Source organism: Neobacillus sp. DFD-2R, assembly GCF_057747865.1.
Genome location: NZ_CM173228.1, coordinates 437,149 through 460,602, shown reverse-complemented (window position 1 = coordinate 460,602; position 23,454 = coordinate 437,149). Strand labels below are relative to the sequence as shown.

The following is a 23,454-nucleotide window of genomic DNA, read 5'->3' as shown; positions in this document are numbered from 1 at the left end:
CAAACCTCTCGTGAAATTCCCAAATTAACAGGAATTTAGAGAGGTTTTTTGCTTACTATTAGGAAAACGTGTATCGTTCAATTCTCTATTGATAACTACAACCAATCTTCAACTAAACTGGCCTATAGCTCAATAAGAAAAAAACGCTGCCATAGCAACGCTTGTTGAACTCTTGCCCCTGATAGTTTAAGAAGAAATCTTTAAACTTGGAGCTCTAAATCATTTAAAATCCCATTCAATATTTATCTGATTTTCTCCGCCAACTCTAAAATAATTCCCTCTGGACCACGAACGTAGCTTAACTTATAACTTTCTTCATATTGCTGTATCTCACTAAAGATTTCCGTGCCCTTCTTTTTCAATTTTGCAACAATAGCTTCAATATCTTCAACTTGCCATTTAAATTCCCCAAATGGATGTAAATTGGTTTTACAAACAGAGGAGGACTATACAATAAGATCGTTAATCCTTCTTGAATCAACGCTTAACTTAATATCTCTTACTGTTTTATTTCATATTATCTTCGTATTATAATTTTACCTTAAACAAAAATTGAATTAATCAATTCTAAAAGTAAAAACTATTTATTAAAGGAGGATAATTAATGAAATACAAAGCAGAGAGAACTATCGAAATTTCATCCTGGATAATTGTGTCATTATTATTAATAAAATTTACACCAAAAAATAAAATTCGTGAATCACTAGTTGTATTTTTATTTAAACAAGCACTAACATGGATTTTTGGATTACTAGTGGTAGAAAAAAACTTAATTTCCTATCCATATCGCTTATTTTTCAAAAAAGCAAATAAAGCTACTTTTTCATTTGAATACTTTATATATCCTGGACTGTGCGCTTTATTTAGTTTGTACTATCCAAAAAATAAATCTAACCTTTTAAAAATCCTGCATTGCTTTATTAGTACTTCTGTAATAGTCATCTTTGAAATAATTGCAGTGAAATATACAAAATTAATTAAATATAAAAAATGGACTTGGTATTGGAGTTTTATAACAATTTGGATAACTGATTACTTAACACAAGCTTTTCACAACTGGTTTTTTAAAACTAAATTTCATGAATAAAAAGGGGCAGTTAGACTGCCCCTTTTATTAAGTTAAATGCACGATATCAGTCAAGTGCTATAAAAGATAGGACTGGATTTTTAACTCTCGTGTTCCACTCCACGTTACTTTACTAAGAAAAGCTGTCAGAGTTGGCAGCACTAATTATTAAGGTTACCCTTTAATTTATCTAATTTCTTTAAAAGTCCGACAAAAACTCTAATTGTAAACATTGTGAAAGTACACGATCCGAAAGTGTGGAAAGGTGTCCATTTATTCCATTTGAATAATCCAGAATTCTTTTCAAAGTACCATTGACCGATACTCATGGGGACAGTAAATAGCAAACTTTTCAAAAAAATTTTACCTAAATTATCATTATATGATAATTTAACCCATATTACAGTTAAAATTGGGAAAAACAATACATCATAAATGATGTTAGTTTTAAAAATTCCAGGAAAAGGACGAACCGGGTATTCAACCCTTTTTTTAGCAACAACATAAGTATCAATTAGGGTTGCTAAAACTCCTTTAGAGAAATAAACAACTAGATTTTCCCTCATTTTTGATCCCCTGAATAGGAATGGAAAAGCAGCAAGACATAATACAATAAGTATGTTTAACAACTTTTTTTCCATATTTTTATCCTTTCAACATGAATAGTGATACCATTACAATTACCCAAAACTATTTATCAATTGTTAGAATACCACTGTAATTTTTTTTAATTCCTATTTTCCATTTTTAAATTGATTTTTCGAGGGTTAAAATTCCCTAAACAAACTTAATATTACAACTTGCAGAACCTGATAAGTTGTTTTGCATACCCTTGCTTTTATTTTCAATTCTAAGTTTTACATCTTGCCTTGTATTTTACCGACTAAAAATAATCGAAAAATTTCTTGTCAAATGCAGGATTAAGGAAAATGGGTTTTCATTCCACTTCTTTCACTCCCTCAGTTTAATACGATTTTCTACCGAATACTCGCTTATTCGCAGGATTTCATAACCATTGATATAGGAATAACAATCAATCCGCCTACAATTATCCATGGAATTATTAACAACCCCAAAGTTATTCACCACTGTGTCTTAAAAAGTATATTCTCGGACCAATAAGAAAATAGTTGTTTATTCAAACCAAATAGTTTCTCATAAATCTGCTCTATGTTCGGATTTTTATGCACTTCAGAAAAGCCACCAAATTTAGCAGCCTGATTTTCGATAATTTTTAGCTATGAGTTTTGCAGCATTGACAAAATGGTCAGCACTTCAGATTGTAATGTAAATATATATCATCCATCATAAACTTCTCTTTTTTTCTCTTCTTCCTCGAAGATGTCGTCAGTAACTTTTTCTATTTGAATATTGTTAGGGCGGAGAAAATTCATGGTTTCGTGCTCTTCATCAAATTTCTGAACAATACCTACCATGGTTGGATATTTTTGAATATGCTCTTCATAGCATGATTGAAATTCTTCGCCCACAACGAGGATTTCCTTTTTATGGACACCAATTCCATTAACTTCTATATATGAAATAATAAATTCTTTCATAATTTCCTCCTTAAAAAACAAATTTTTTATTTGGGAAAATTTAGATATATAAAAGCACTTAGGGAAGCCTATTATTCATTTATATCTAATCCAGATAAATTTAAGGAAAGTTCATCTAATACTAAAAATACACAACCGAAAACGGTTCTGTAATCGATAAAATCCCCTTTAACTTCAACATTTATCTCAATAATATTCCTTTTATTATGTATGTAATTTTCTTCAAATTGATTAAAATTAATACTTGTAACAGATACACTAATTTCCTCTAAGGATTTTTTTAGCTCTCTTTCAAATATTGAATTATTAAAGTTTTCGCTAAAGAAAATACGAATAGTAAATTTCATTTTCAAATCCTCCGTCTACTTATTATTTTCCGAAATTTTCCTCACCCAACCTTTTTTCGAAAACTTGTGTATCTTTTATCCCATTTAATTTATTCAACTAGACTGTATCGTTAGCAAATAAAAAAAGCGATCCTCTAGGTATCGCATATTTTACATTATTACACCCGTTTGTGAACAAAATGAATTGTTTTCTTTCAAATTCTGTCCACTGTTGACTTTGAATTAACTATTAGCCTGTACCAACAATGTAAATAAATCCCAATGAGAAAAATACTACGGTTTTTCTCTGTTTTCGTTTTTGTCGTTCTTTCATTCGGAATAGCTGGAATTCATTCTTCTTCCATTAACCTGCCCTGTTACAAAAAAATGGCCTTTCTTTTTTATTGGAAGCAAAGTATCAAAAGTTTAAGTACTTCTCACCCTCCTTTTTGCTTCCTAGACGAATCTATGTTAACGGTACCGCTCTTCTTTAAATGGATTTGCTGTCATCGAATAGCCAAGCTCTTCCCAAAAACCAGCCTCGTCTACTTTCATAAACTCAATCCCTGAAACCCACTTTGAACCTTTCCATAGATAAAATACTTCTGGTGGAATAAACCTTAGTGGATAACCATGTTTTGAATCAATATCTTGCCAATCATGATTTTTATCCTTCCAACGGTATACAAACAAAGAATCGTCCCCTAATAAAGGCTCTAGCGGCAGGTTTGCAGAATAACCAAATCTGTCCCCATTGTAGTAACCGTAAATTTTAATGTATTTTACACCTTCATTAATTTCAACAAATTTCAAAAACTCTCTAAGTGCAATTCCTTCAAAAGTTGTATCAAACTTAGACCAGGTGGTAACACAATGCATGTTAACGTTTGATACGGTCTTTGGAAGCTCCATGATTTCCTTATAGGATAAGAACTTTTCTTCCTTCACCTCACCAAAAAATCTGAAATTCCATGTGATTTCATTAAACTCGGGAACATCCCCTGTGTGCAGTATTGGCCATTTTTCTGTTTCGAATTGGCCAGGTGGAAGCGGCTTTTTCATCATACACCATCCCTTTTTCATCTTAAACGTTAATTAAATCACAGTGCTTAGTATAGTATGCTTCAAAATAATGAAAGCAAATCGTAGCCAAATCCATTACTTGGGGTTTACCTAAAACTTGGAACCATTATATTCCCATAAATTTCTTATTCGACTATCCTGCCACGATAGTTTAACAACAAAAAAAGGCTGCCGCAGCAACCCTTATTCAACGAAAGCACCCGTTAGCGAAAGAAGACGGAAAATATTATAAACCCTAATATTATTACAAGAATTAGTATTCCAGTACCTTTCCATCCCAAACTACCTACCAAATCAACAAGACTTCCATTGTTTGCTCTGTTAAAAGCATTATTCAGATTACCCGTTGGTTTTTTCTTTAATTCAGCTTGCCTTAACCTTTCTCTTAACTGCTCTGGTGTTTCTTTATCACTCATCTAATTCCCCCTTTAATACATACTCACCGTACTTTAAGAAGAAAAATTTTATATTCCTGAATTAACCAGATGTGAAAATAAACTTACCAAACCTATAACAATTCCAATACTTAATAAAGCAATCGTATATTTCTTCCTAATCATATTAAATATCGAAACAATAACACTAAGAGATAAAAGTACAACAGTTGAAACAATATCTTTAGCAAAATACATATAATTTAGAACCCCTAAAATCACCAAAAGCAAAGGTAAAAGATTTATGAAAAACTTCATATTATATACCCCTCCCATTATCTATATATTATAACTAAATTATCTAAATTTGGATTAAACTTTCTTGAAGTAAACTGCCATTTACTTGAATAAGAAAAAGCATTACCGTTTCCAGTAATGCACCCGTTCAATAAGAATTGCAAAAAGACCATAAGAAAAATGTTTTTAAAACATTAAATAAATGTGAGAAGTTTTTCCTTTCTTTGAAGGATAGATTCCTAAATAATCTGAAATTATTTGCGTTGAACGGTAGAGCAATTCAGATACTGTTACACATTTATAACCATTCTTGTCTAAAAAGTCCAAGATGGTATCTAATGCTCTAACAGTAGAACAAGTTTGAGTATATTCACTACCATGCCAATCATGAAATAGGATGATATTGCCTGGCTTTACTCCTTTTTTTATATAACTGCAAATTTGACTTGCTGGAGGATCTGCCCAGTCACGAGAATCTTGATCCCATGACCATAATACGACCTCTTTCCCATTTTTTATAGCTGTATTAATGATTACATCATTATAAAAACCTCCCACGGGACGATAGAGAGACGGTTTTAAACCTGTGAATTTCTTAATAATTTTATCTGTTTCTTCTAATTCAGATGAAAGTTTTGCAGAGGTAATATTCCCATAAATATGGTGGAAAGTATGATTGGCAATTTCATGTCCTTCTTTCACTTCTCTTTTTAAAAGATCTGGAAATCTGACCACTTTATTACCAGCTACAAAAAAGGTAACTTTAGCATCATGTTTTGCTAATATATCGAGAATTTGTGGTGTGAAAACAGGGTGAGGCCCATCATCAAAAGTAAGGGCAACTAACTTTTCCTTTGTGTTTACTTCCCAAATAACACGCCCTGTTTTTTCATATGCTTCTCGACTTTTAGTGGATGCATTCGAATTTACTTGAAAGCAGAATAAAGTAATCAATAAAAGAACGGTAATAAACAAAATTTTTTTCATTGAATACGCTCCTCTTTTATGATGTACTAATCTTTTGAAGTTTTATTAAAAATATTTATCGGAAACAGGTTATGCAATGGTTGCAGGATCAAGTTTTACTGTACGGAACTATTGTGTTTATTGAAGTAAACTGCCATTTAGTTCAATAAGAAAAAGGCTTATTTTTGATGGTTTGGCTATTGTAAATGGAGTAATTCTGATACACTTACAAATTGAAACCCTTGTTGTTTTAGGGAAGGAAGAATCAATTTTAGAGCTTGAATGGTTTGACTTCGGTCTCCACCGCCATCATGTAAAAGCACAATATCCCCATTTTTTACATGACGAATAATATGATATGCAATTACTTGTGCTCCTAGTAAGGCATAATCTTTTTTATCCTGGTGATAAGACCAAAGTACAACTTTATATCCAAGCTGTTTTGCTTCTTGTAGTAAGGATGTGTCTATATATCCTCCAGGTGGTCGAAATAACTTAAGATGATTGGGTTGATATTTTTGGATAATTTTATCAGCTTTAATAATGTCTAAGCCCATATATTGAACTCCAGCTTTATTTTCATACTGGTGTGTCATCGAATGATTACCTAATTCATGACCAGCTTGTACTACTTGTTGGACAATTTTCGGATACTGCTCCATTCTATATCCAATTTCAAAAAAAGTAGCATGTGCTCCATATTGCTTTAAGAGTTCAAGCACTTGTGGTGTATATTTAGGATTAGGTCCATCATCAAACGTTAAAGCGATTACCTTTTTCGATGTATGAACTTCCCAAACTACTTGTCCGGTTGGCTCAACTTCATTTCTCTTTATCATGTCAGCAGAGGCATTGATATAGGTAATAAAACAGGAACAGAAAAGTGTAACTAGCAAACATACCCCTTTCATAACCTTATATGCCTCCATTTCTTTGTCATGTTGTATTAATTTGCTCAATTATTTAGGTTATATGTGGTAATTGACATACTGCAGTTAAAATCTATTAAAAACCCTAATTTACTTATGCCAACCATTTGCATGAATTTCCTTATTAAAGTATCCTGAGCGTTCAATAAAATAAGCCACCGGGTTAATGGGAGCTTGATCTTCAACTCTTGCACCCGTTAGGTTAAGTACAATATTTCACAATCTTGCATAAAAACTATTACTAAAAGTTTTATTTTGTGTAAATATTCTAAATATGTAAAAAAGCTTACTCAAAGAGTAAGCTTAACCGCTATAAATACTATCACAAAATCCAGGTTTTGGTTCATAAAAACAATGTTCTTTAAATTGACCAGATTGAGGTTGACCATACCATGTTGGAGGGCATGGAGCATGTGGATTAAAATACCAAAGAGCAAATTTCGCTGGGGGGTCTCTCCAATAATCCAAATTCTGTTTTGCTAATCTTCTTTCAGAAGTTCTTGCTCTTTGATAAAATACATTCCCTTTTTGAACTGCTTCAAAGGAAAAATTTCCTCCTTGTACTTGAAAAATAACTTGGTTAATTGTTCTTAAACCTTTAAAGTCTGTACAATTTGCTACAAGACGATTCACAATTACATTTCCAACATATAACATTCCCTGTTTTCCTTCACCTTCGGCTTCTGCTCTCATCATCCTTGCCATTAAGTCAACGTCTGAACTTCGGTAACTTACTCTAGGCATTTTTCCACCCCCAAAATATAGTATGAAAAAAAGGCTACATTCATGTCATTGTTTATATATAAGAATGCTTAGTTTTTAAGTAAAATGAAAACTATTGCATTCTTTTTATACCTTTATTCAACTATACTGCCGCGTTACTTCAATAAGAAAAGCCGCCGAGAATGGCAGCTGATCTTTAACTCTTGCAACCCGTTAGTTGAAGAAGGATTAAGTGCAGATGAGGGTGAATATAAATAATAGTCAATATGTAAAGGGGATTACGCTTATGAAAAATATTTTTAATCATTTGCATACAGAGGAAATTTTAAACCGTATAGACAAGCTAAATCCGAATTCACAACCGCAATGGGGAAGAATGGATGCTGCTCAAATGCTAGCTCATTGCTCATCGTTCCAAGATATAGCAATGGGGAATTCTTTTCCCCCGAGAGGTTGGTTAGGGAGGTTAATAGGAAGATTTGTAAAACCAATTTTGTACAATGACAAGCCGATACCTCACAATATGTCCACTATTCCGACCATTTTGATAACAGATAAAAAAGAATTTGATACAGAAATAGAAAAACTGAAACAAAAAATTATTGCATTTCAAAATGATGGACCAGAGAAATGTACAACTCATCCACATCCTTTTTTCGGCAAACTTAGCTCCAAGGAATGGGGGAAAGGAATTTATAAGCACCTTGATCATCATTTAAAGCAGTTTGGAGTTTAGTCATCTAAATCCCAATTTTATACATCAGAATTTAAATGGTACTGCTCCCCTGTAAAATAGTGTACGACGAAAAAAGGTGATTACAACTTTGCTATTGCACTAACCTGCTCCTTTAGTGCAATAAGAAAAACTGCCTAAATGACAGCCTTATCTGCAACTATTGCACCCGTTAGCTTAATAAGGATTGTTTAGTTTAGCAGTAATAATCTTTAGTGGTGTCGGCTTACCCAGCATGAGGAGGAACAATTTAATTTTTAATTTATTAATTAGCGTATCCTTGTGAATTTGTCGTGCTCTTCTTTTACTAATCTAATGAATTTCTCTTTCTCACCATCCATACTGGTGATCATTTTGACATTTTTTTCGCTACTTAAGAAACGCTTCACCCTGTTGTTTTGGTAAATGATATATGAATATCTATAATCTTTTTCCATTGATGAAAACCAGGCTTCTTCCTTTAATCTGATAATATGCTTTTCAAATTTTGATTCAGGATTCGGAATGATATGTCCAATTATTTCTCCTGCGATATCAATAAGTAAATCAATTATAAAACTGCTAATGGAAGATCTCTCCTTAGAATTTCTTTAAAACTATTTTAAACTCTTGCACCCGTTACTTTAAGTGTAATTCTTCACAAACTGTTTTTATTAAGAAAAAGCCGATGCCTATTTAAAGCATCGCCAGGGAGATCATTCAGATAAATTTTTTTGGGATCCATGTATCTATTAAGAAGGAACATTCACTACAAAAGGAACAACAATTACCTTTCCCTCATGTCGAAATTGACCCCAAATTTTATATATGCCTTTTTGAGGAAAAAGCGCCATAAATGTAACCTTTGGTCCATTTCCTTTTGTGGTCATGGGATGGACATGCGTATATTTTGTTACATCCGAACTCATTGCTACCATATGCCCCATCACACCTAAGTATGGCTGAAGGTTGGTGATAGGTTTATTTGTTTTTGCCTCTTGAAAGGTAAATTCCATATTTAACGGCATATTTGCCATCATATTGTACTCATTGTAAGAGAGAGTTACTTTCAAACCATCTATTACTTTTGTTAAGTTTTTGTCAGGAACAATGGGCTGTGCTTGAGGGACATTTCCGTTTATATGCACCCAGTAGGATTGGACACTACTATCGACGCCGCCTACTGGCGTAAAATCCGCTGTAAGCTTGTAGTCACCTGCTGCCGGAAATCTTGTGGTAATGACAAACAATCCGTTTCCTTTATAAGTAGGATGAATATGCGCAAAATACGATAAGTCCTTACTTACTACAATCAAGTGCATCAATTTTTCTTCAATCGTTTGGAAAGATGTAATAGGTCTATTTTTCTTGTCCTTTATCAATATAGAGATACGTACATCCCGGTTGGGACTCAGGTTTCCTGTGGCAGTCCACTCCGAGTTGGTTGGTATGACCTTTACAGGTTTCATGTTCATACCCGGATCCTTTTGTTTTGTATATGGTACGTTAACGGCTCCTCCACACGAAGAAAGCAGTAGGGTAGAAATCATAAGAAGAACGAACATGTATAGTTTCATAACAATCCTTCCTTTCGCTCGAAAAAATAACCCCATTTATCAAGACGAAATGGGGTTATAATTGATCATTCTATTATTTTAATGAAACACCTAGAATTTTTGCAGCCGTGTAGAGATTATCGCGGTTTACTTTAATAAGTTGGGCGATTTTTGTTTTATCTTTGCTTGTAACCGCATCTTGCAATTCATCGTATTTTCCGTGAATATTCTCAGCATAGGTCTCTCCTTTCATCTGCTTTAAAGGAGGTAGAATCGCGGCGTGGAATTCATCATGGAGACTGCTAGCTAAGGTAGTAGCTGATTGAAAGTCACCTTTATTTATATCGTTCTCAATCGTTGTAAATCCATTCAATTCATCCTGGAAAGCTTTTTTCAAAGAGGCATCTCCCATTTTCATGCCTTTCATGGAATTGTCCTGTTTTGGTTTTGTGGCACTTTTATTGTCAGATGTTCCACATCCAACCAAGCTGATTGCCATTAGAGCTCCGATTATCACAGCGAACATTTTTTTCATCGTGGTTTACTTCTCCTTTTTCTTCTGAAAATTAAGTTGAGCCACATCCAGATCCCTGTAATGCTCAGCACCATCATGCAAATAGCTCCTAAATCGGTTAGCCATATAATCGATGTATTAGCTACATTTCCGGAGTGGAGGGCAAAAATAAATTCTTGCAACTTCATCGCGCCATTGGTAGAGTAACCAATCAGCGAACGATGATTCAGTAATATTCCTGTGAACGCCATGAGTAATACCAATAAAGAACCGATTAATCCGGCGGAAAGATGAATGACTTTTAACGTTTTATACATGGGCAACACTCACGTTTTATTTATTTTTCCTTATTATCACATTTATTACCGAACTAAATATATTACAAAACTATAGATAAACGGAGTAAATTTTATGAAATTTTTGTGAACAACTTTGTTTTGGTAATATCCAGAAACCCCAGTAGTGTTTTAATAATATCCCCAACAATTAATACAATAACTCGTTTACTTCGTAACTACAAAAAAAAGAGCTGATCAGCTCTAATTCTTATTGAAGATAAGGTATATAGAGAATCAAGGTCTAGTTTAAAAAATTGGGGGCAAGCTTTCCTACAACATTTTTCTGGAGACATAAGATTTTGGATGCAGTCAGAGCATATATAGGTGTCATTAAGAAAAATAGAGGTTTTTATGGGCTCTAGCTATTTTGATCAAGCCCTCTTTACCTGAATTTTATCTTCTAGCTATCATCTCTATTTCAACCTGTGCTCCTAGAGGTAGGGATGACACACCAATTGTTGTACGAGCAGGATATGGAGCAGAAAATTGTTTTGAATAAACTTTATTCATTGCTGCGAAATTATTCATATCAGTTAAGAATACATTCACTTTTTCAACATTATCAGGTGCTAAACCTGCTGCTTCCAATACATTGAAAAGATTCTTAAAACATTGATTTGTCTGTTCAACAATATCACCTTCTACAAGCTTTCCAGTCTGTGAGTCTACCGGAGTTTGCCCGGATAAAAAAAGTAAATCTCCTGATTCAATTGCATGTGAATATGGTCCAATAGCTACAGCTCCAGATGCACTAAAAGCCTTTCTTGACAAATAAAACTCCTCCTCTAGATATAAAGTATGGAATAACATGGTATCATTACTAATTATAAAATGCCTTCATTTAATCTCTCTAATTCCTCTTCAATTCTTTCTAAATCAATCCTTTTAAAAAGTGGTTTAATTTTTTTAAGAGACATAGAAGTTATTTCAATTTCCTCCCAACTTAGTTCATTTAATCCTAACATTTCTTTAACATTTTTACTTGAAAAAGGAAGAATAGGATTAAGAAGTTGTGCAAGATTTGAAATTATATAGATACAATTTGACATTGTATTATCACATAAGGATTTTTCCTCTTTAATTTGAATCCATGGCTTCTGCTCATCAAAATATTTATTTGCATATCGCACAAATTCAAAGATATTCTCTAATGATTTTTTAAAATGAGCATTCATAATAAGTAAGCCAACTTCTTTATAGAGTTGACCAATTTTAGCTTTATTTTCTGAATTAATCTTACCTTCAGGTGTTTTACCATCATAAGATTTTTCAATAAACTTTAACGTACGATTAACAAAATTACCATATGCCCCTAGTAATTCGCTGTTATGACTATATACAAATTCACGCCACGAAAAATCAGTATCCCGATTTTCAGGTGCATTGATTGTTAAAAAATAACGGATAGAGTCTGCATCATATCTTTCTAAAATATCTGGAGCCCAAACAGCCCAATTTTGACTTGTCGATAGCTTCCGCTTTTCTAATGTCAAATACTCGTTCGAAATAATATGTGTTGGTAAAGAGTGATTATTGATGCCCATTAGAATAGAAGGCCAAATGACAGTATGAAACGGAATATTATCTTTCCCATGAATATAATAAGAAATGGTGTCTTTATTCCACCAATCTTTTATATTTTCGTTCTGTTGCTTCGTCCATTCGATACTTGCTGTTAAATAGCCTGCCACTGCTTCAATCCATACATAAATTTTCTTACCTTCAAAGCCTGCTATTGGGACATCAACACCATTTGGCAAATCACGCGTAACAGCTCTGTCGGGTACACCCTCTTTTAAATATCGAGTTGTTAATGTAATCGCATTTTCACGCCATCTATTTTCCTGCTGCGCTTTCCCCACAAATGCTTCTAATTGTTTCTGAAATTGACTAAACGCGAAATAAAAATGCTCTGTTTCTTTAATGGTGGGCTGGTTCCCACAGATCTTACATCTCTTATCAATTAAATCAAGTGGGTCTAAAATAGCAGAACAATTATCACATTGGTCCCCCCTTGCTTTCGCAACGCAATTCGGACAAATTCCTTCTACAAATCGATCTGATAAAAATTGATGATCCGTTTCACAATAGGCCTGCTCAATCGTCTTTTTGTAAAGATAGCCATTTTTAAGTAACTTTAAAAAGATTGCCTGTACTGACTTATGATGATGTTCGGCATCTGTACGAGTGAACAAATCGTAGGTGAAACCTAGCTTTTGAAAACAATCTACAAATTCTTCGTGATAACGGTTTGCAATCGCTTCAGTTGTCGTATTTTCTTGATTTGCTCGTATTGATATTGGCGTGCCATTACAGTCACTTCCTGACACATAAAGCACTTTTTCTCCTTTCTGTCTGTAATACCTTGCTAAAATATCACCTGGTAATAAAGCTGCTACATGCCCTAAATGCAGTGAACCATTAGCATAAGGCCATGCTCCTCCGATAAAAATGGTCATATTTATCCTCCCTAAATAAAAAAACCTCGCCCTTAGACAAAATGATTGTCTAAGGACGAGGTATATCTCGTGTTACCACCTTAATTCACTAATAATTTACATTATCAGCCTCAATAAGTACGGAGCGAATGAATCACTCTTATACTTTGACATATATAACGAGTGCCAAATCTCGTCAAGGTCTAATTCATTTAAATGAAAGTCGACTTTGCTGCTCAAAGGCCATTTTCAATCAACTATTTTCTGCTTCTTTTCAGCTACCGAAGCTCTCTGTAAGAAAATGAAGGTTGACTTACTTTCCTCATCATCGCGTTTAACAAATATATTTTCCTTATTATTACACAAAAATTTAAAATATAAAAGCGTTATATAGAAGGTTAAATATATAACTCAGATAGAGAACCGTCTCCTGCTTCCCAATAAACTTCATTTAATCTATACACTGAGTTTACTAGGCTTTAATATTCAGCTGATATGATTGTTTTAACAACGAATGAGGAGGCAGTATAGATGAATGTGCGTGCAATATTTATTGATATGGATGGTACACTATTAAAAGCCTCAAACTACATTTCCCGCCGAAATATGGAAGCCATTTATAGGCTCATTAATCAGGGAGTTAAGGTTTTTCTAGCCACTGGTCGACACTATGAAGTAACCGCTCCCTACCATAAAGAAATTGGATTACGAACTCCGATGATCTGTTTGAATGGTGCCGCTATTCACGATGCAGAGACAGGAAGAATTATGCAAATGAAAACCGTCCGATTGAACGAAGAACGCTTTCACCATCTGACTGCTGAAAGTCCTTGTAATGTTATTATCCATACAGCAAATGGGCTTTATTGTAAAGAAACAAATGAAGAAATCGATTATTGGACAAAAGTTGGGCAAATTCCGCCACGGTATATTGGAGATTTAAGACAGGCAAATTATCAAGATGTTCTTAAATATAGTGTTCGAACAGGTGCACCAAGTCCGAAAATTTCTGCTTTGTTTAAAAAGGAAGCAGAAGTCATCGATTGGAATGACGGGTTTGAGATGGTTGCTCCTAATGTTTCCAAATGGTCTGCGATAAAAAGCTTACTTACCGAATTTCGAATTAATCCAAATGAAGTCGTAGCCATTGGAGACGGACCCAATGATATAGAGATGCTTCGTCATGTCGGTACAGGTGTGGCAATGGGGAACGCTAGCGAAAAGGTTAAAGCAGTAGCTGATTTTATTACAGGACACCACGAAAATGATGGATTAGCTGAGTTTATCGAACGTTATCTTCTTAAATCATATGAATCATATGCGATTTAGAGTTTTTTATGGCTTTTTAATGGTGCTATTTGGGTATTTTTCATTATTTAATTATGCAATCTAGAATCTTGTTTTTCACTACTTCTCTCCTGTATTGCACAATTTTGGACATCTGTGAACAGAAAAAATAAGATAGCTTTACTCCTTCACCATATATTCCTGTTTATGTTTACTTTATATATATCAAAATATGTATATAATCCCCCACATCTCCAAACCTTATATAAATGGAGGTGATTCCATTGGATGAAAATGAAAAAGCACCATTAAAAAATAAAAGAAATAATGATTTATCTTCGGATGCTTCTCAAAAGCCAATAGTATTAGACGAGGCTCCTGAACCGCGTGGTAAGTATGGAGCACAAATAGATACCGATTTAGACAAATACTAACATTTCAGCGCCAATTTATTGGCGTTTTTTATTTTCATCTAAAACGGTAAAAAGAATGTCAATTATTGTTTCACTTTTCACTTACTAAAACAAAACTTCTGAACAATCAGCTTGCTTGACACAATCGGCTATTTCCTTTAATATATCTCATGCTCAAGATATTAGAAACTCAAAAAAACTCCTCCAACAGGATTCAAACTCCCCACATTTTATCGTAGCAATACCATTTCAAAGAGGAAGCTAAGTACGGTAAAACAAGGCAAAAATGCTTTTTGCTTTGGAGAATTTTCATTTATAGTAGGTAAAAAAATCATATTGTTCGATAATGGGAGATCTGTAAGGAAATCCGCTTATCGAACGAAAAAGGAGATTACTAAATGAGTAGCAGAACTACCGTAATGATCAGTATTGTTCTTGCCATGTTGGTAGCGTCGATTGATTCAACGATTATGAACACAACGATGCCAATTATCGCAAAAGAGCTGGGCAGATTTGACCTGTATGCGTGGTCGTTTGCGTCTTATATGATTGCTAGTACGATTCTTTCTCCTGTGGCCGGCAGATTATCTGATTTGTTCGGACGGAAAAAAGTATTTGGATTTGGAATTTTATTATTTTTGGTTGGATCCTTTCTTTGCGGGATGTCAGCCAGTATGGTTCAATTGGTTATCTTTCGGGCCGTTCAAGGAATTGGAGCAGGTTTTATGATGCCTTTCCCTGCCATCATTGCCGGAGATTTGTTTTCAGTCGAGAAAAGGGGCAGAATTCAAGCGTTATTTACAGCTATGTGGGGCTTGTCAGCTGTTCTCGCCCCCTTACTCGGATCCTTTTTCGTTGAGGTTTTGACCTGGAGATGGATTTTCTTTGTCAACCTCCCCATTTGTTTAATTGCGTTTGTTACGCTGCTGCCTTATAAAGAAAATTATCAGCCCAAAAAAGCAAAGATCGATTATATTGGTGCCGTTCTCTTCGCTGTCGGTGTCACGTTCCTTCTATTAGATACGATTGTGAAGGAAAATAGGTCCTTATATTTATTACTTGGAATCGTCTTGCTCGTTGTTTTTTATTTTTACGAGAAAAAACAAACGTCACCGATCGTTCCGCTTTCCATGTTTAAAAATAAGCTGATTGCACAGATTAACATCAATGCCTTTATTGGAACAACCGCTTTATTCGGGACAGCCAGTTTTGTACCATTATTCTTACAAAATATCGCAGGACTTTCGTTATTCATGAGTGGAGTGGCCCTATTGGGTACCGCCATCGGATGGATGGCCGCTGCCGTCCCGGCAGGAAAATGGATTCTAAAGTATGGGTATCGAATCCTATTAATTATTGGAAATCTATTATTATTCTTCTCCGGTTTATTATTAACCTTCCTAAATCCAAGCCATGGTTTTGTTTTTGTATTTGCGGTTATGATCGTTCAAGGGTTAGCGTTTGGCTTACTCACCACGGTCGGGATGATTGGCGTTCAGCAGCTTGTTGACGGTCATGAAAGAGGAATCTCTACCTCATTCTTTATGTTCTGCCGGAATATGGGGACAGCGATTGGCGTAACCATAATGGGGGCCTTATTAACAAGCGGTGTAAACTTTATGCAAGGAATCCATCATCTGTTTCTTTTCGGTTTCTTCGGAAGCATATTAGCCCTGCTAACATCCTTTCTTATTCAAAAGGAATCATTAAATCAAAAAGGGATCGTAGCAAAAGAGAAAATGAGTTAACTACTTATTAGGATTTAACATGAAAAAATTATAAAAGAGTCCAAATTATTTTATAGTTTCCTAAACGATAAAAAAGCGAAAAAGTCTCTCTTGGACTTTTTCGCTTTAAAATTTTGGTAAAAAAATAAGTTACGTTAAAAACCTTCTTTTTTACCCTACATTACTTTCGTTGGATCACCGCATGAAAGACGTTCAACCAATTTATGAGCTACAATGATACGCTTAGTCGGTTCATTACGGTTCTCAATTCGTTGAATTAAGCTTTTTGATGCTTGATACCCGAGCCCAAATATATTAATATCAACAGATGTTAACGGCGGATTCGACAATTCTGCCAAAAGCACATTATTAAAGCTAACAACAGAGATTTCTTCCGGAACCTTTATTCCTAATTCATTTAATGTGCTAAGTACACCAAGTGCCATAAAGTCATCCACTACCACTAGCGAAGTAGGGCGCTGTGCAAGTGCCATTAACTCACTTACCGCCTCTTGACCGCCTTCCCTTCGGAATTCCTCATGAAGGATATATTCATTTTTTATAGGGATGTTTGCATTTTTCAAAGCCTCTTTATACCCATTCAAACGATCAACTGTGACCATTAATTCCGGACTTCCGCCGATAAAAGCGATATCCCGATGTCCATGGTCTATTAAATATTCAGTCGCTTCTCTCATGGCACGAACATTATCATTGTCAACATGTGTGATTTCTTCTACATGTTTTGAAGGTTTTCCAATGATAACAAAAGGAAAATCCATTTTTCTCAAATAAGAGATGACCTTATCCTCTACTTTTGAATTTAGAAGAATCATTCCATCTACTCGTTTCCCTTGTACCATATTAATAACGGCTTCAAGTGTTTCCTTTTCTAATTTCCCGGTTGTCATATGCAAACCATAATTGTTTTCACGGGCTCCCTCACTTATTCCCTGTAATACGGAAGGGAAAAATGGATTCTGAAAAATGGCATCTCCCGAACTCGGCATGACAATCCCGATCGTTTGTGTTGATTGGCTGGCAAGACTTCTGGCATTTAAGTTCGGATGATACCCAATCTCCTCCATTGCTTTTTTTACTTTCCGTTTTGTATCTTCACTGATCCGCGGGCTATTAGCGATTACTCTTGATACAGTCGACGGAGCTACATTGGCCAACCTTGCCACATCCTTAATTGTAACGGCCATTTTTTCACTTCCTCATATCCAATTGTTAAACCTATTATATCATTAACCCTTTGTACCGCCCGCGGTTAAACCGGATACAAAAAATCGCTGACATGACAAGAAAAGAATAGCAATCGGAATAGCAATTAATACAGCCCCTGCGGCAAACGTAGTAAATTCATTCCCAAACTGTTTGGCAACTAAATCATATAAACCAACAGCTAATGTATAATTTTTTTCCGTTCTAAGTAAAATGCTGGCAATAATAAAGTCTGCGAAAGGTGCAATGAAGGCGAACAAAGCAACTACGGCAATAATGGGCTTTGCAAGCGGCATGACAATTTGAAAAAAGATTCTAAGATTCCCTGCACCGTCAATTTTCGCCGACTCATCAAGCTCTTTCGGAATGGTGTCTAAGTAACCCTTCATCAGCCATGTATTCATAGGAATTTGGCCGCCTACATAAACACAAATCAAGCCGATATGGGTATCAATGAGATGTGTAAGAGTTGCTAAAATGTATATAGCGATTAGTGCTGCGAAGTTTGGAATCATCTGTAAAATCAAAAAGGTCATTAATCCATTTTTTCTCCCGGCAAAACGAAACCTTGAAAAAGAATAAGCTGTTAGACTAACAAGGATTACAGTAAAAATCATGGTTAGTAAACTAACCTTTAAAGAGTTCATATACCAGTATAGATAATTGCTTTTTTCCAAGTTAAAAAGCAGCTTATAATGTGCCAAGGTAGCATGTTTTGGAATAATGCTGGATCCCGATAAACTTTGTCCCGGATTAAAAGACGAGCCAATAATCCAAGCCAACGGATATAGAATTATCACGAACATAGCCAAAACGACTAAATAAGTTAACGAAAGTCGAATATACTTCTGAGTCTTCATATTCATATCACATCATATCCTCTTCTTGGAATGACTTTGTTCTCTTAAATTGCCATAGTGCAACGGAAATAACAATTAAAGATAGCAGCAAAGTAAGTGTAGCCGCTTTTGAATATTCAGCAGATGTCATCGTCAAACGATAAATCCACGAAATTAAGATATCTGTACCACCGGCGTTCTGGCCTGTAACAGCAGGCCCTCCACCGTTAAATAAATAGATAAGGTTGAAGTTATTAAAGTTGAATGTATATTGAGTTATTAGAACCGGAGCTGTAGCGAACAAAACAAGCGGTAAGGTAATGTTTTTGAATTTTTGAAAATTAGAAGCACCATCTACGGTAGCTGCTTCATACAACTCTGTCGGAATGGATTGAAGTACGCCCGTTGTCATGGCAAAGATAAACGGAAAACCTAACCAGGTTTGAATTAAAATTAAGGCAATTCTTGTATAAAGCGAATCCGTCATCCACGGGAGTCCGCTGATGCCAAGAAAACCAAGAATGTCCCGATTAATAGCGCCGAATGATTCGTTAAACATTCCCGCAAAAACAAGGATTGAAACAAATGCCGGAACAGCCCATGGTAAAATAAAGACAGTACGGATAAACGCTTTTCCTTTAACCTCTTTCTGGTTCACAAGGATCGCTAAGAAGATTCCCAATGCGACTTGAAAGGTTGTAGCAACGAATGTCCACACTAATGTCCAAGCTAAGACAGAAAAAAATGTTTGACGCCATATATCTACTGTAAAAATTTCTGCAAAGTTTCTCAATCCTACCCAGCTGACCAGCTTTGCCGGCGGAGAATGATAAAGGTTATAATTCGTAAATGCAAGCAGGATGACGAAGATAATTGGAAAAATAACAACAAACACTAAAAGTAAGAATCCCGGTGACATAATTAAATAAGGAAATCCACTTTGAGTAAGATTCTGATACTGTTCCTTTAGAGTTGTGATTGGTTCCTTTCGATCGCGCTTCTCTCCTACCTTATAGGCATCACGCAGATTAAAAATATAAAAACTAAGACCAAAAACAATCACAATGATAGCTAAAATACCTTTTACCAAAAGGAAAATAGAATGGTCGCGAGGCACTTCGGTTCCTAATGTTACCAACCCCCACAATCCCATATTGAGTAAGTCACTAAAAACATAGAAAAACGCTGTGCTTAATACGAGAAACGATATTCCTTTTAAAACTTGTTTGTTATAGAGCTGCCCTACCCCCGGAATAATGGAAAGGATGAGCGCTCTTTTTCGATGACCGGTTGAATTGGGTCGTGTTTCAGGCATTCCCTGGAAGCCCCTTTTTCGTTGGCTGGTTGAATTGGATAGTGTATTAGACATCCACTTCAATCCCCCTTTCTTAATGGCAATTAGTTAGCTCAGAGGCTTTATGAAGGAAAAAAGTATTTTTTCCTCCATAAAGCCTCTGAAAAAAAGCTGATGTTCCCAATATTCAGATAACCAGTTCTTCGTTAATAGTCAGCAGTACCTACCTGGCAGGTACTGCCGACTTAGGGATTACTTCGTAGATTTGATTTGTGCTTTAATTTGGCTTACTGCGTTATCAAGAGCCTGTTTAGGTTCAGCTTTACCAGTAACAACTGTTTGAAGGGAATCCGCCATCGGCTTCCAAACTTGAGCCATTTCAGGGATGTTTGGCATAGGAACCGCATATTGGGATTGTTCTGCTACAGCTCTTGCACCTTCGTTATTTTTAATGGCCGAATCATCAAGTAATGCTTTGTTTGTTGGAACTTCAGAAGTTTGTGTGAAACGGTATTTCGCATTGTCATCACTTGTAATAAAGTCGACAAATTTAGTAGCCCATTCTTGGTTTTTAGAGAATGAAGATACATGCCATCCTTTAACACCCATGAAGGTTTTAATATGATCACCGTTAGGAAGCGTTGGAAGTGGGGCGATTCCAATTTTAATTCCTGCTTTCGTATATGGATCAAATGCCCAAGGTCCGCTCATTACAGAAGCCGCTTTACCCTCTGTGAAAAGTCCATCCATTGCAGATCCGCCATTTTCACCAATGATACCTTTAGGAAATAATCCTTCTTTATACCACTTTTGAATGAATTCCGTACCTTTTACAGCACCTTCGTTATTTAAGCCAATATCATTTGGATCGAGTGTTCCATTATTGTTTTTGAATACATATCCGCCCATACCGCCGATGATGCCGTGAGCGAAATAGAAGTTATCCCAAAGTGCTAAGAAACCGTATTTTCCATCTTTAGTAAAATCTTTAGTGAAATTGTAAAGATCATCAGTCGTTTTCGGAACGTCTTTCATTAAATCTTTGTTGTAAATAAATACCGGTGTTTCAGAAGACTTCGGAAGACCGTAAAGCTTTCCTTTGAACGTTTCTGCATCAATTGAAGTTTTCGAAAATCTGTTTGTTACCGCGCTATCTACTATAAGTTCGGAAACAAGACCTTCAGTAGCAAGCTGACCAATTTGGTCATGCGGCAACGTTACAATATCCGGACCCGTTCCTGCAGGACCATCAAGACGTAATTGATCACGCATTTTCGTAGCCATTTCTACTTCTTTGTATTCGATTTTTATTCCATATTTCTTCTCAAAATCAGCAGCAACCTTTTTAAGCCAGCCGGATTTATCTTTATCTTCCCAAACGACTAATTTTTCCGGTTTAGCCGCTACTGTTTCTTTTGTACTGGCCGCTTTGCTGCCGGCATCATCTTTCTTCGGCCCGCATGCTGCAAGAATACCTAGCATTAAGACGATCATCATGAAAACTGAAACTGCTTTTTTCATTTCTACCCCTCCTATAAAATATAAAAAATATGATTCTTGCAGTGTACAACCGCTTCGGATAAATAATAACGCTTACATTTGAGAAAACGGTTGCACAACTTAGTCTTTATTATAAAGAGGATAATCCATTTTGTAACTAGTTTTTTTAAAAATATTAATAATCTTTCATTATAGCTATCTTTTTTTGTAACAAATAAAGATGGAAATTTAGCTATTGACATACATTTTTCTATAAAATAACCTTAATATATCCAATAAATAAAAGGAGGAAAGTTGGCGTGTTTAAAGAAGCAATTTATCACCGACCGAAAGATAACTATGCATACGTTTGCACAAACAACGAGCTGCATATCCGAATTCGCACAAAAAAAGACGATGTGAAAGAAATATCGCTTGTTCACGGTGACCCATATGATTGGAATGAAAAGAAATGGGTAACATCCACAACTGTTATGGTGAAAAGCGGCTCTGATCAATTGTTTGATTATTGGTTTGTATCTGTTATCCCTCCTTTCAAAAGAATCCGATACGGTTTTATTTTGAGTGACGGATCAGAATCGATTTGCTTTACAGAAAAAGGATACTATCCCGAGCCTCCATTGGATGATACAGCTTATTATTTCTGCTTTCCGTTTTTGAATCAGGCAGATCGATTCCAAGCTCCTGCCTGGGTACAAAATACGGTTTGGTATCAAATCTTTCCGGAGAGGTTTGCAAACGGAAATAAAGACAATCATCCTAATGGAACTCTTCCTTGGGGAAGCGCTGATCCAACGCAAACCAATTTTTTTGGCGGCAATTTAGAAGGTGTCCTTGAAAAAATGGAATATTTAAAGGAATTAGGAGTTAGCGGCATCTACTTTACTCCCATTTTCAAAGCCTATTCGAACCATAAGTACGATACGATTGACTATATGGAAATAGATCCGCAATTTGGAACAAAGGAAACGTTTAAAGAACTTATTGAGGTCTGCCACAAGAATGGAATAAAGGTGATGCTCGATGCCGTGTTTAACCATAGCGGATTTTATTTTCCACAGTTTCAGGATGTGCTGGAAAACGGAGAAACTTCGCGTTTCAAAAATTGGTTCCATATCCATGAGTATCCCTTGATTACGGAACCGAAACCCAATTATGACACTTTTGCCTTTACACCTTTTATGCCAAAATTAAATACGGAAAACCCTGAGGTAAAAGAATATTTGTTAGAGGTTGGCCGCTACTGGGTAAGGGAATTTAAAATTGACGGCTGGCGTTTAGACGTGGCCAATGAAGTGGATCACGCTTTTTGGCGTGATTTCCGTAATGAAGTGAAGGCTATCAAACCGGACTTGTACATTCTTGGGGAAATTTGGCATGATTCAATGCCATGGCTACGCGGTGACCAATTTGATGCAGTCATGAATTACCCTTTGACGACCAATATTTTAAACCTATTTGCAAAGCAAACGATTACGGTAAAAGAGTTTGTTGAAAATTTGACCCATGTGATTCATATGTATCCAAAAAACATCAATGAGGTTGCCTTCAACTTAGTCGGAAGCCATGATACACCAAGAATCTTGACTGAGTGTGGAGAGGATATTGAACGTGTAAAGCAAGTCTACAGCTTATTATTGACGTTTATTGGTACTCCTTGCATCTATTATGGAGACGAAATTGGCTTGACCGGAGGACAGGACCCGGGCTGTCGCAAATGTATGGAGTGGGATCGGGAGAAACAGAATCGCGAGCTATTTGAGCATATTCAAAAATTGATTCAATTAAGGGATGAAAACCCATTGCTTGCAAATGATGGAGAGCTATCCTTTGTTTCTCCTGAATACCACGACATCTGTCTTGCTTATACAAAAACAACTGGTAAAAAAACGGTTATCGTTATTTTAAATACTGGTAATAAAGAGACTTCATATACTCTTCCTTTCAATCTTAGCGGAAAGACAGTGAAAAACCTTTGGAATCATAAGGAATCGGTTGTATCGGAAAAGAATCTGACCATCAAGTTAAAAAGATATGACTTTGCCATTTTGGAATTTTAATAGATGATTAGAGGCTGACCCTTGATTGAGTCAGCCTCATTTTTTCATTTAGCATAAATATATTTTTGGAGTATTCCCCTTTATTTAAATCAGAAAATTTAGACTTCATTTCTATTTTTCTATTGATTTGTGCTGAGAAAAAGATATAATTAGTTTTGAAAGTAATTGTGCAAACGTTTGCATAACTAAAGGTTCTCTAAACATCATGAATATTGATTTTTTGTGC

24 protein-coding genes, 1 pseudogene and 1 other annotated feature are annotated in these 23,454 nt (G+C 35.4%); of the genes and pseudogenes, 6 read left to right on the top strand and 19 right to left on the bottom strand.

The genetic code is table 11. From position 1 onward, the window contains the following. Window positions 1-242: 242 nt before the first annotated feature. A pseudogene (locus tag AC3ANV_RS02220) lies at window positions 243-392 on the bottom strand (VOC family protein); the annotation flags it as partial. 212 nt (window positions 393-604) lie between these two features. Here AC3ANV_RS02220 and AC3ANV_RS02215 point away from each other — a divergent pair. Next, complete coding sequence (locus AC3ANV_RS02215; RefSeq protein ID WP_488312061.1) at window positions 605-1,087, top strand: CBO0543 family protein; 483 nt, start codon at window positions 605-607, stop codon at window positions 1,085-1,087. A gap of 140 nt (window positions 1,088-1,227) precedes the next feature. Here AC3ANV_RS02215 and AC3ANV_RS02210 read toward each other — a convergent pair whose 3' ends face one another. From AC3ANV_RS02210 to AC3ANV_RS02170, 9 genes are all read right to left on the bottom strand, one after another. After that, window positions 1,228-1,707 (bottom strand): CBO0543 family protein, encoded by a 480-nt coding sequence (locus AC3ANV_RS02210; RefSeq protein WP_488312060.1) that lies wholly within the window; start codon window positions 1,705-1,707, stop codon window positions 1,228-1,230. A 657-nt stretch (window positions 1,708-2,364) separates the two neighbouring features. Beyond that, the gene (locus tag AC3ANV_RS02205; RefSeq protein ID WP_488312059.1) at window positions 2,365-2,625 is read right to left on the bottom strand and encodes a hypothetical protein; all 261 of its coding nucleotides are present in this window, start codon (window positions 2,623-2,625) and stop codon (window positions 2,365-2,367) included. 71 nt (window positions 2,626-2,696) lie between these two features. Continuing rightward, entirely contained in the window at window positions 2,697-2,972 is a 276-nt protein-coding gene (locus AC3ANV_RS02200; protein ID WP_488312058.1) for a hypothetical protein, read from the bottom strand. Between the two features lie 450 nt (window positions 2,973-3,422). Further along, on the bottom strand, window positions 3,423-4,013 hold the full coding sequence (locus AC3ANV_RS02195; protein WP_488314110.1) for a molybdopterin-dependent oxidoreductase: 591 nt from the start codon (window positions 4,011-4,013) through the stop codon (window positions 3,423-3,425). A gap of 224 nt (window positions 4,014-4,237) precedes the next feature. Beyond that, entirely contained in the window at window positions 4,238-4,450 is a 213-nt protein-coding gene (locus tag AC3ANV_RS02190) for a DUF6366 family protein (RefSeq protein WP_488312057.1), read from the bottom strand. Between the two features lie 48 nt (window positions 4,451-4,498). Continuing rightward, window positions 4,499-4,726, bottom strand: coding sequence for a hypothetical protein (locus AC3ANV_RS02185; protein ID WP_488312056.1), 228 nt, complete (start codon window positions 4,724-4,726; stop codon window positions 4,499-4,501). Between the two features lie 165 nt (window positions 4,727-4,891). Beyond that, on the bottom strand, window positions 4,892-5,692 hold the full coding sequence (locus AC3ANV_RS02180) for a polysaccharide deacetylase family protein (protein WP_488312055.1): 801 nt from the start codon (window positions 5,690-5,692) through the stop codon (window positions 4,892-4,894). Window positions 5,693-5,868: 176 nt separating this feature from the next. After that, a complete protein-coding gene (locus AC3ANV_RS02175; RefSeq protein WP_488312054.1) occupies window positions 5,869-6,582 on the bottom strand; it encodes a polysaccharide deacetylase family protein in 714 nt (237 codons plus the stop codon). Window positions 6,583-6,903: 321 nt separating this feature from the next. Next, window positions 6,904-7,344: a cell wall hydrolase gene (locus AC3ANV_RS02170; RefSeq protein WP_488309357.1), complete on the bottom strand. Its 441-nt coding sequence runs from the start codon at window positions 7,342-7,344 to the stop codon at window positions 6,904-6,906. Window positions 7,345-7,609: 265 nt separating this feature from the next. Between AC3ANV_RS02170 and AC3ANV_RS02165 the strand changes: the two genes are divergently transcribed. Further along, window positions 7,610-8,059: a DUF1569 domain-containing protein gene (locus AC3ANV_RS02165; RefSeq protein WP_488312053.1), complete on the top strand. Its 450-nt coding sequence runs from the start codon at window positions 7,610-7,612 to the stop codon at window positions 8,057-8,059. A gap of 728 nt (window positions 8,060-8,787) precedes the next feature. Here the strand turns inward: AC3ANV_RS02165 and AC3ANV_RS02160 are convergent. The 5 genes from AC3ANV_RS02160 to metG all read right to left on the bottom strand — a co-directional run bounded on the left by AC3ANV_RS02160 (window position 8,788) and on the right by metG (window position 12,902). After that, a complete protein-coding gene (locus AC3ANV_RS02160; protein WP_488312052.1) occupies window positions 8,788-9,612 on the bottom strand; it encodes a hypothetical protein in 825 nt (274 codons plus the stop codon). A gap of 73 nt (window positions 9,613-9,685) precedes the next feature. After that, complete coding sequence (locus AC3ANV_RS02155) at window positions 9,686-10,126, bottom strand: hypothetical protein (protein WP_488312051.1); 441 nt, start codon at window positions 10,124-10,126, stop codon at window positions 9,686-9,688. Next, entirely contained in the window at window positions 10,123-10,422 is a 300-nt protein-coding gene (locus AC3ANV_RS02150; protein WP_488312050.1) for a hypothetical protein, read from the bottom strand. Before AC3ANV_RS02150 ends, AC3ANV_RS02155 begins: the two co-directional genes overlap by 4 nt. A 414-nt stretch (window positions 10,423-10,836) precedes the next feature. Next, window positions 10,837-11,214, bottom strand: a complete 378-nt coding sequence (locus AC3ANV_RS02145; RefSeq protein ID WP_488312049.1) for a RidA family protein — start codon at window positions 11,212-11,214, stop codon at window positions 10,837-10,839. Window positions 11,215-11,267: 53 nt separating this feature from the next. Further along, complete coding sequence (metG, locus tag AC3ANV_RS02140) at window positions 11,268-12,902, bottom strand: methionine--tRNA ligase (protein WP_488312048.1); 1,635 nt, start codon at window positions 12,900-12,902, stop codon at window positions 11,268-11,270. Window positions 12,903-12,950: 48 nt separating this feature from the next. Then, window positions 12,951-13,219, bottom strand: a binding site (T-box leader). A gap of 193 nt (window positions 13,220-13,412) precedes the next feature. Between metG and AC3ANV_RS02135 the strand changes: the two genes are divergently transcribed. The 3 genes from AC3ANV_RS02135 to AC3ANV_RS02125 all read left to right on the top strand — a co-directional run bounded on the left by AC3ANV_RS02135 (window position 13,413) and on the right by AC3ANV_RS02125 (window position 16,329). Continuing rightward, window positions 13,413-14,210, top strand: coding sequence for an HAD family hydrolase (locus AC3ANV_RS02135; protein ID WP_488312047.1), 798 nt, complete (start codon window positions 13,413-13,415; stop codon window positions 14,208-14,210). 242 nt (window positions 14,211-14,452) lie between these two features. Further along, window positions 14,453-14,602: a hypothetical protein gene (locus tag AC3ANV_RS02130; RefSeq protein ID WP_488312046.1), complete on the top strand. Its 150-nt coding sequence runs from the start codon at window positions 14,453-14,455 to the stop codon at window positions 14,600-14,602. Window positions 14,603-14,979: 377 nt separating this feature from the next. Beyond that, window positions 14,980-16,329, top strand: coding sequence for an MFS transporter (locus tag AC3ANV_RS02125; RefSeq protein WP_488312045.1), 1,350 nt, complete (start codon window positions 14,980-14,982; stop codon window positions 16,327-16,329). A gap of 155 nt (window positions 16,330-16,484) precedes the next feature. Here the strand turns inward: AC3ANV_RS02125 and AC3ANV_RS02120 are convergent, their stop codons facing one another. The 4 genes from AC3ANV_RS02120 to AC3ANV_RS02105 all read right to left on the bottom strand — a co-directional run bounded on the left by AC3ANV_RS02120 (window position 16,485) and on the right by AC3ANV_RS02105 (window position 21,189). Next, the gene (locus AC3ANV_RS02120) at window positions 16,485-17,516 is read right to left on the bottom strand and encodes a LacI family DNA-binding transcriptional regulator (protein WP_488312044.1); all 1,032 of its coding nucleotides are present in this window, start codon (window positions 17,514-17,516) and stop codon (window positions 16,485-16,487) included. Between the two features lie 42 nt (window positions 17,517-17,558). Beyond that, on the bottom strand, window positions 17,559-18,401 hold the full coding sequence (locus AC3ANV_RS02115) for a sugar ABC transporter permease (protein ID WP_488312043.1): 843 nt from the start codon (window positions 18,399-18,401) through the stop codon (window positions 17,559-17,561). A 1-nt stretch (window position 18,402) separates the two neighbouring features. Continuing rightward, window positions 18,403-19,689, bottom strand: a complete 1,287-nt coding sequence (locus AC3ANV_RS02110; protein WP_488314109.1) for a carbohydrate ABC transporter permease — start codon at window positions 19,687-19,689, stop codon at window positions 18,403-18,405. A 231-nt stretch (window positions 19,690-19,920) separates the two neighbouring features. Next, window positions 19,921-21,189, bottom strand: coding sequence for an extracellular solute-binding protein (locus tag AC3ANV_RS02105; protein WP_488312042.1), 1,269 nt, complete (start codon window positions 21,187-21,189; stop codon window positions 19,921-19,923). A 278-nt stretch (window positions 21,190-21,467) separates the two neighbouring features. Between AC3ANV_RS02105 and AC3ANV_RS02100 the strand changes: the two genes are divergently transcribed. Then, complete coding sequence (locus AC3ANV_RS02100; RefSeq protein ID WP_488312041.1) at window positions 21,468-23,228, top strand: glycoside hydrolase family 13 protein; 1,761 nt, start codon at window positions 21,468-21,470, stop codon at window positions 23,226-23,228. Window positions 23,229-23,454: the final 226 nt, after the last annotated feature.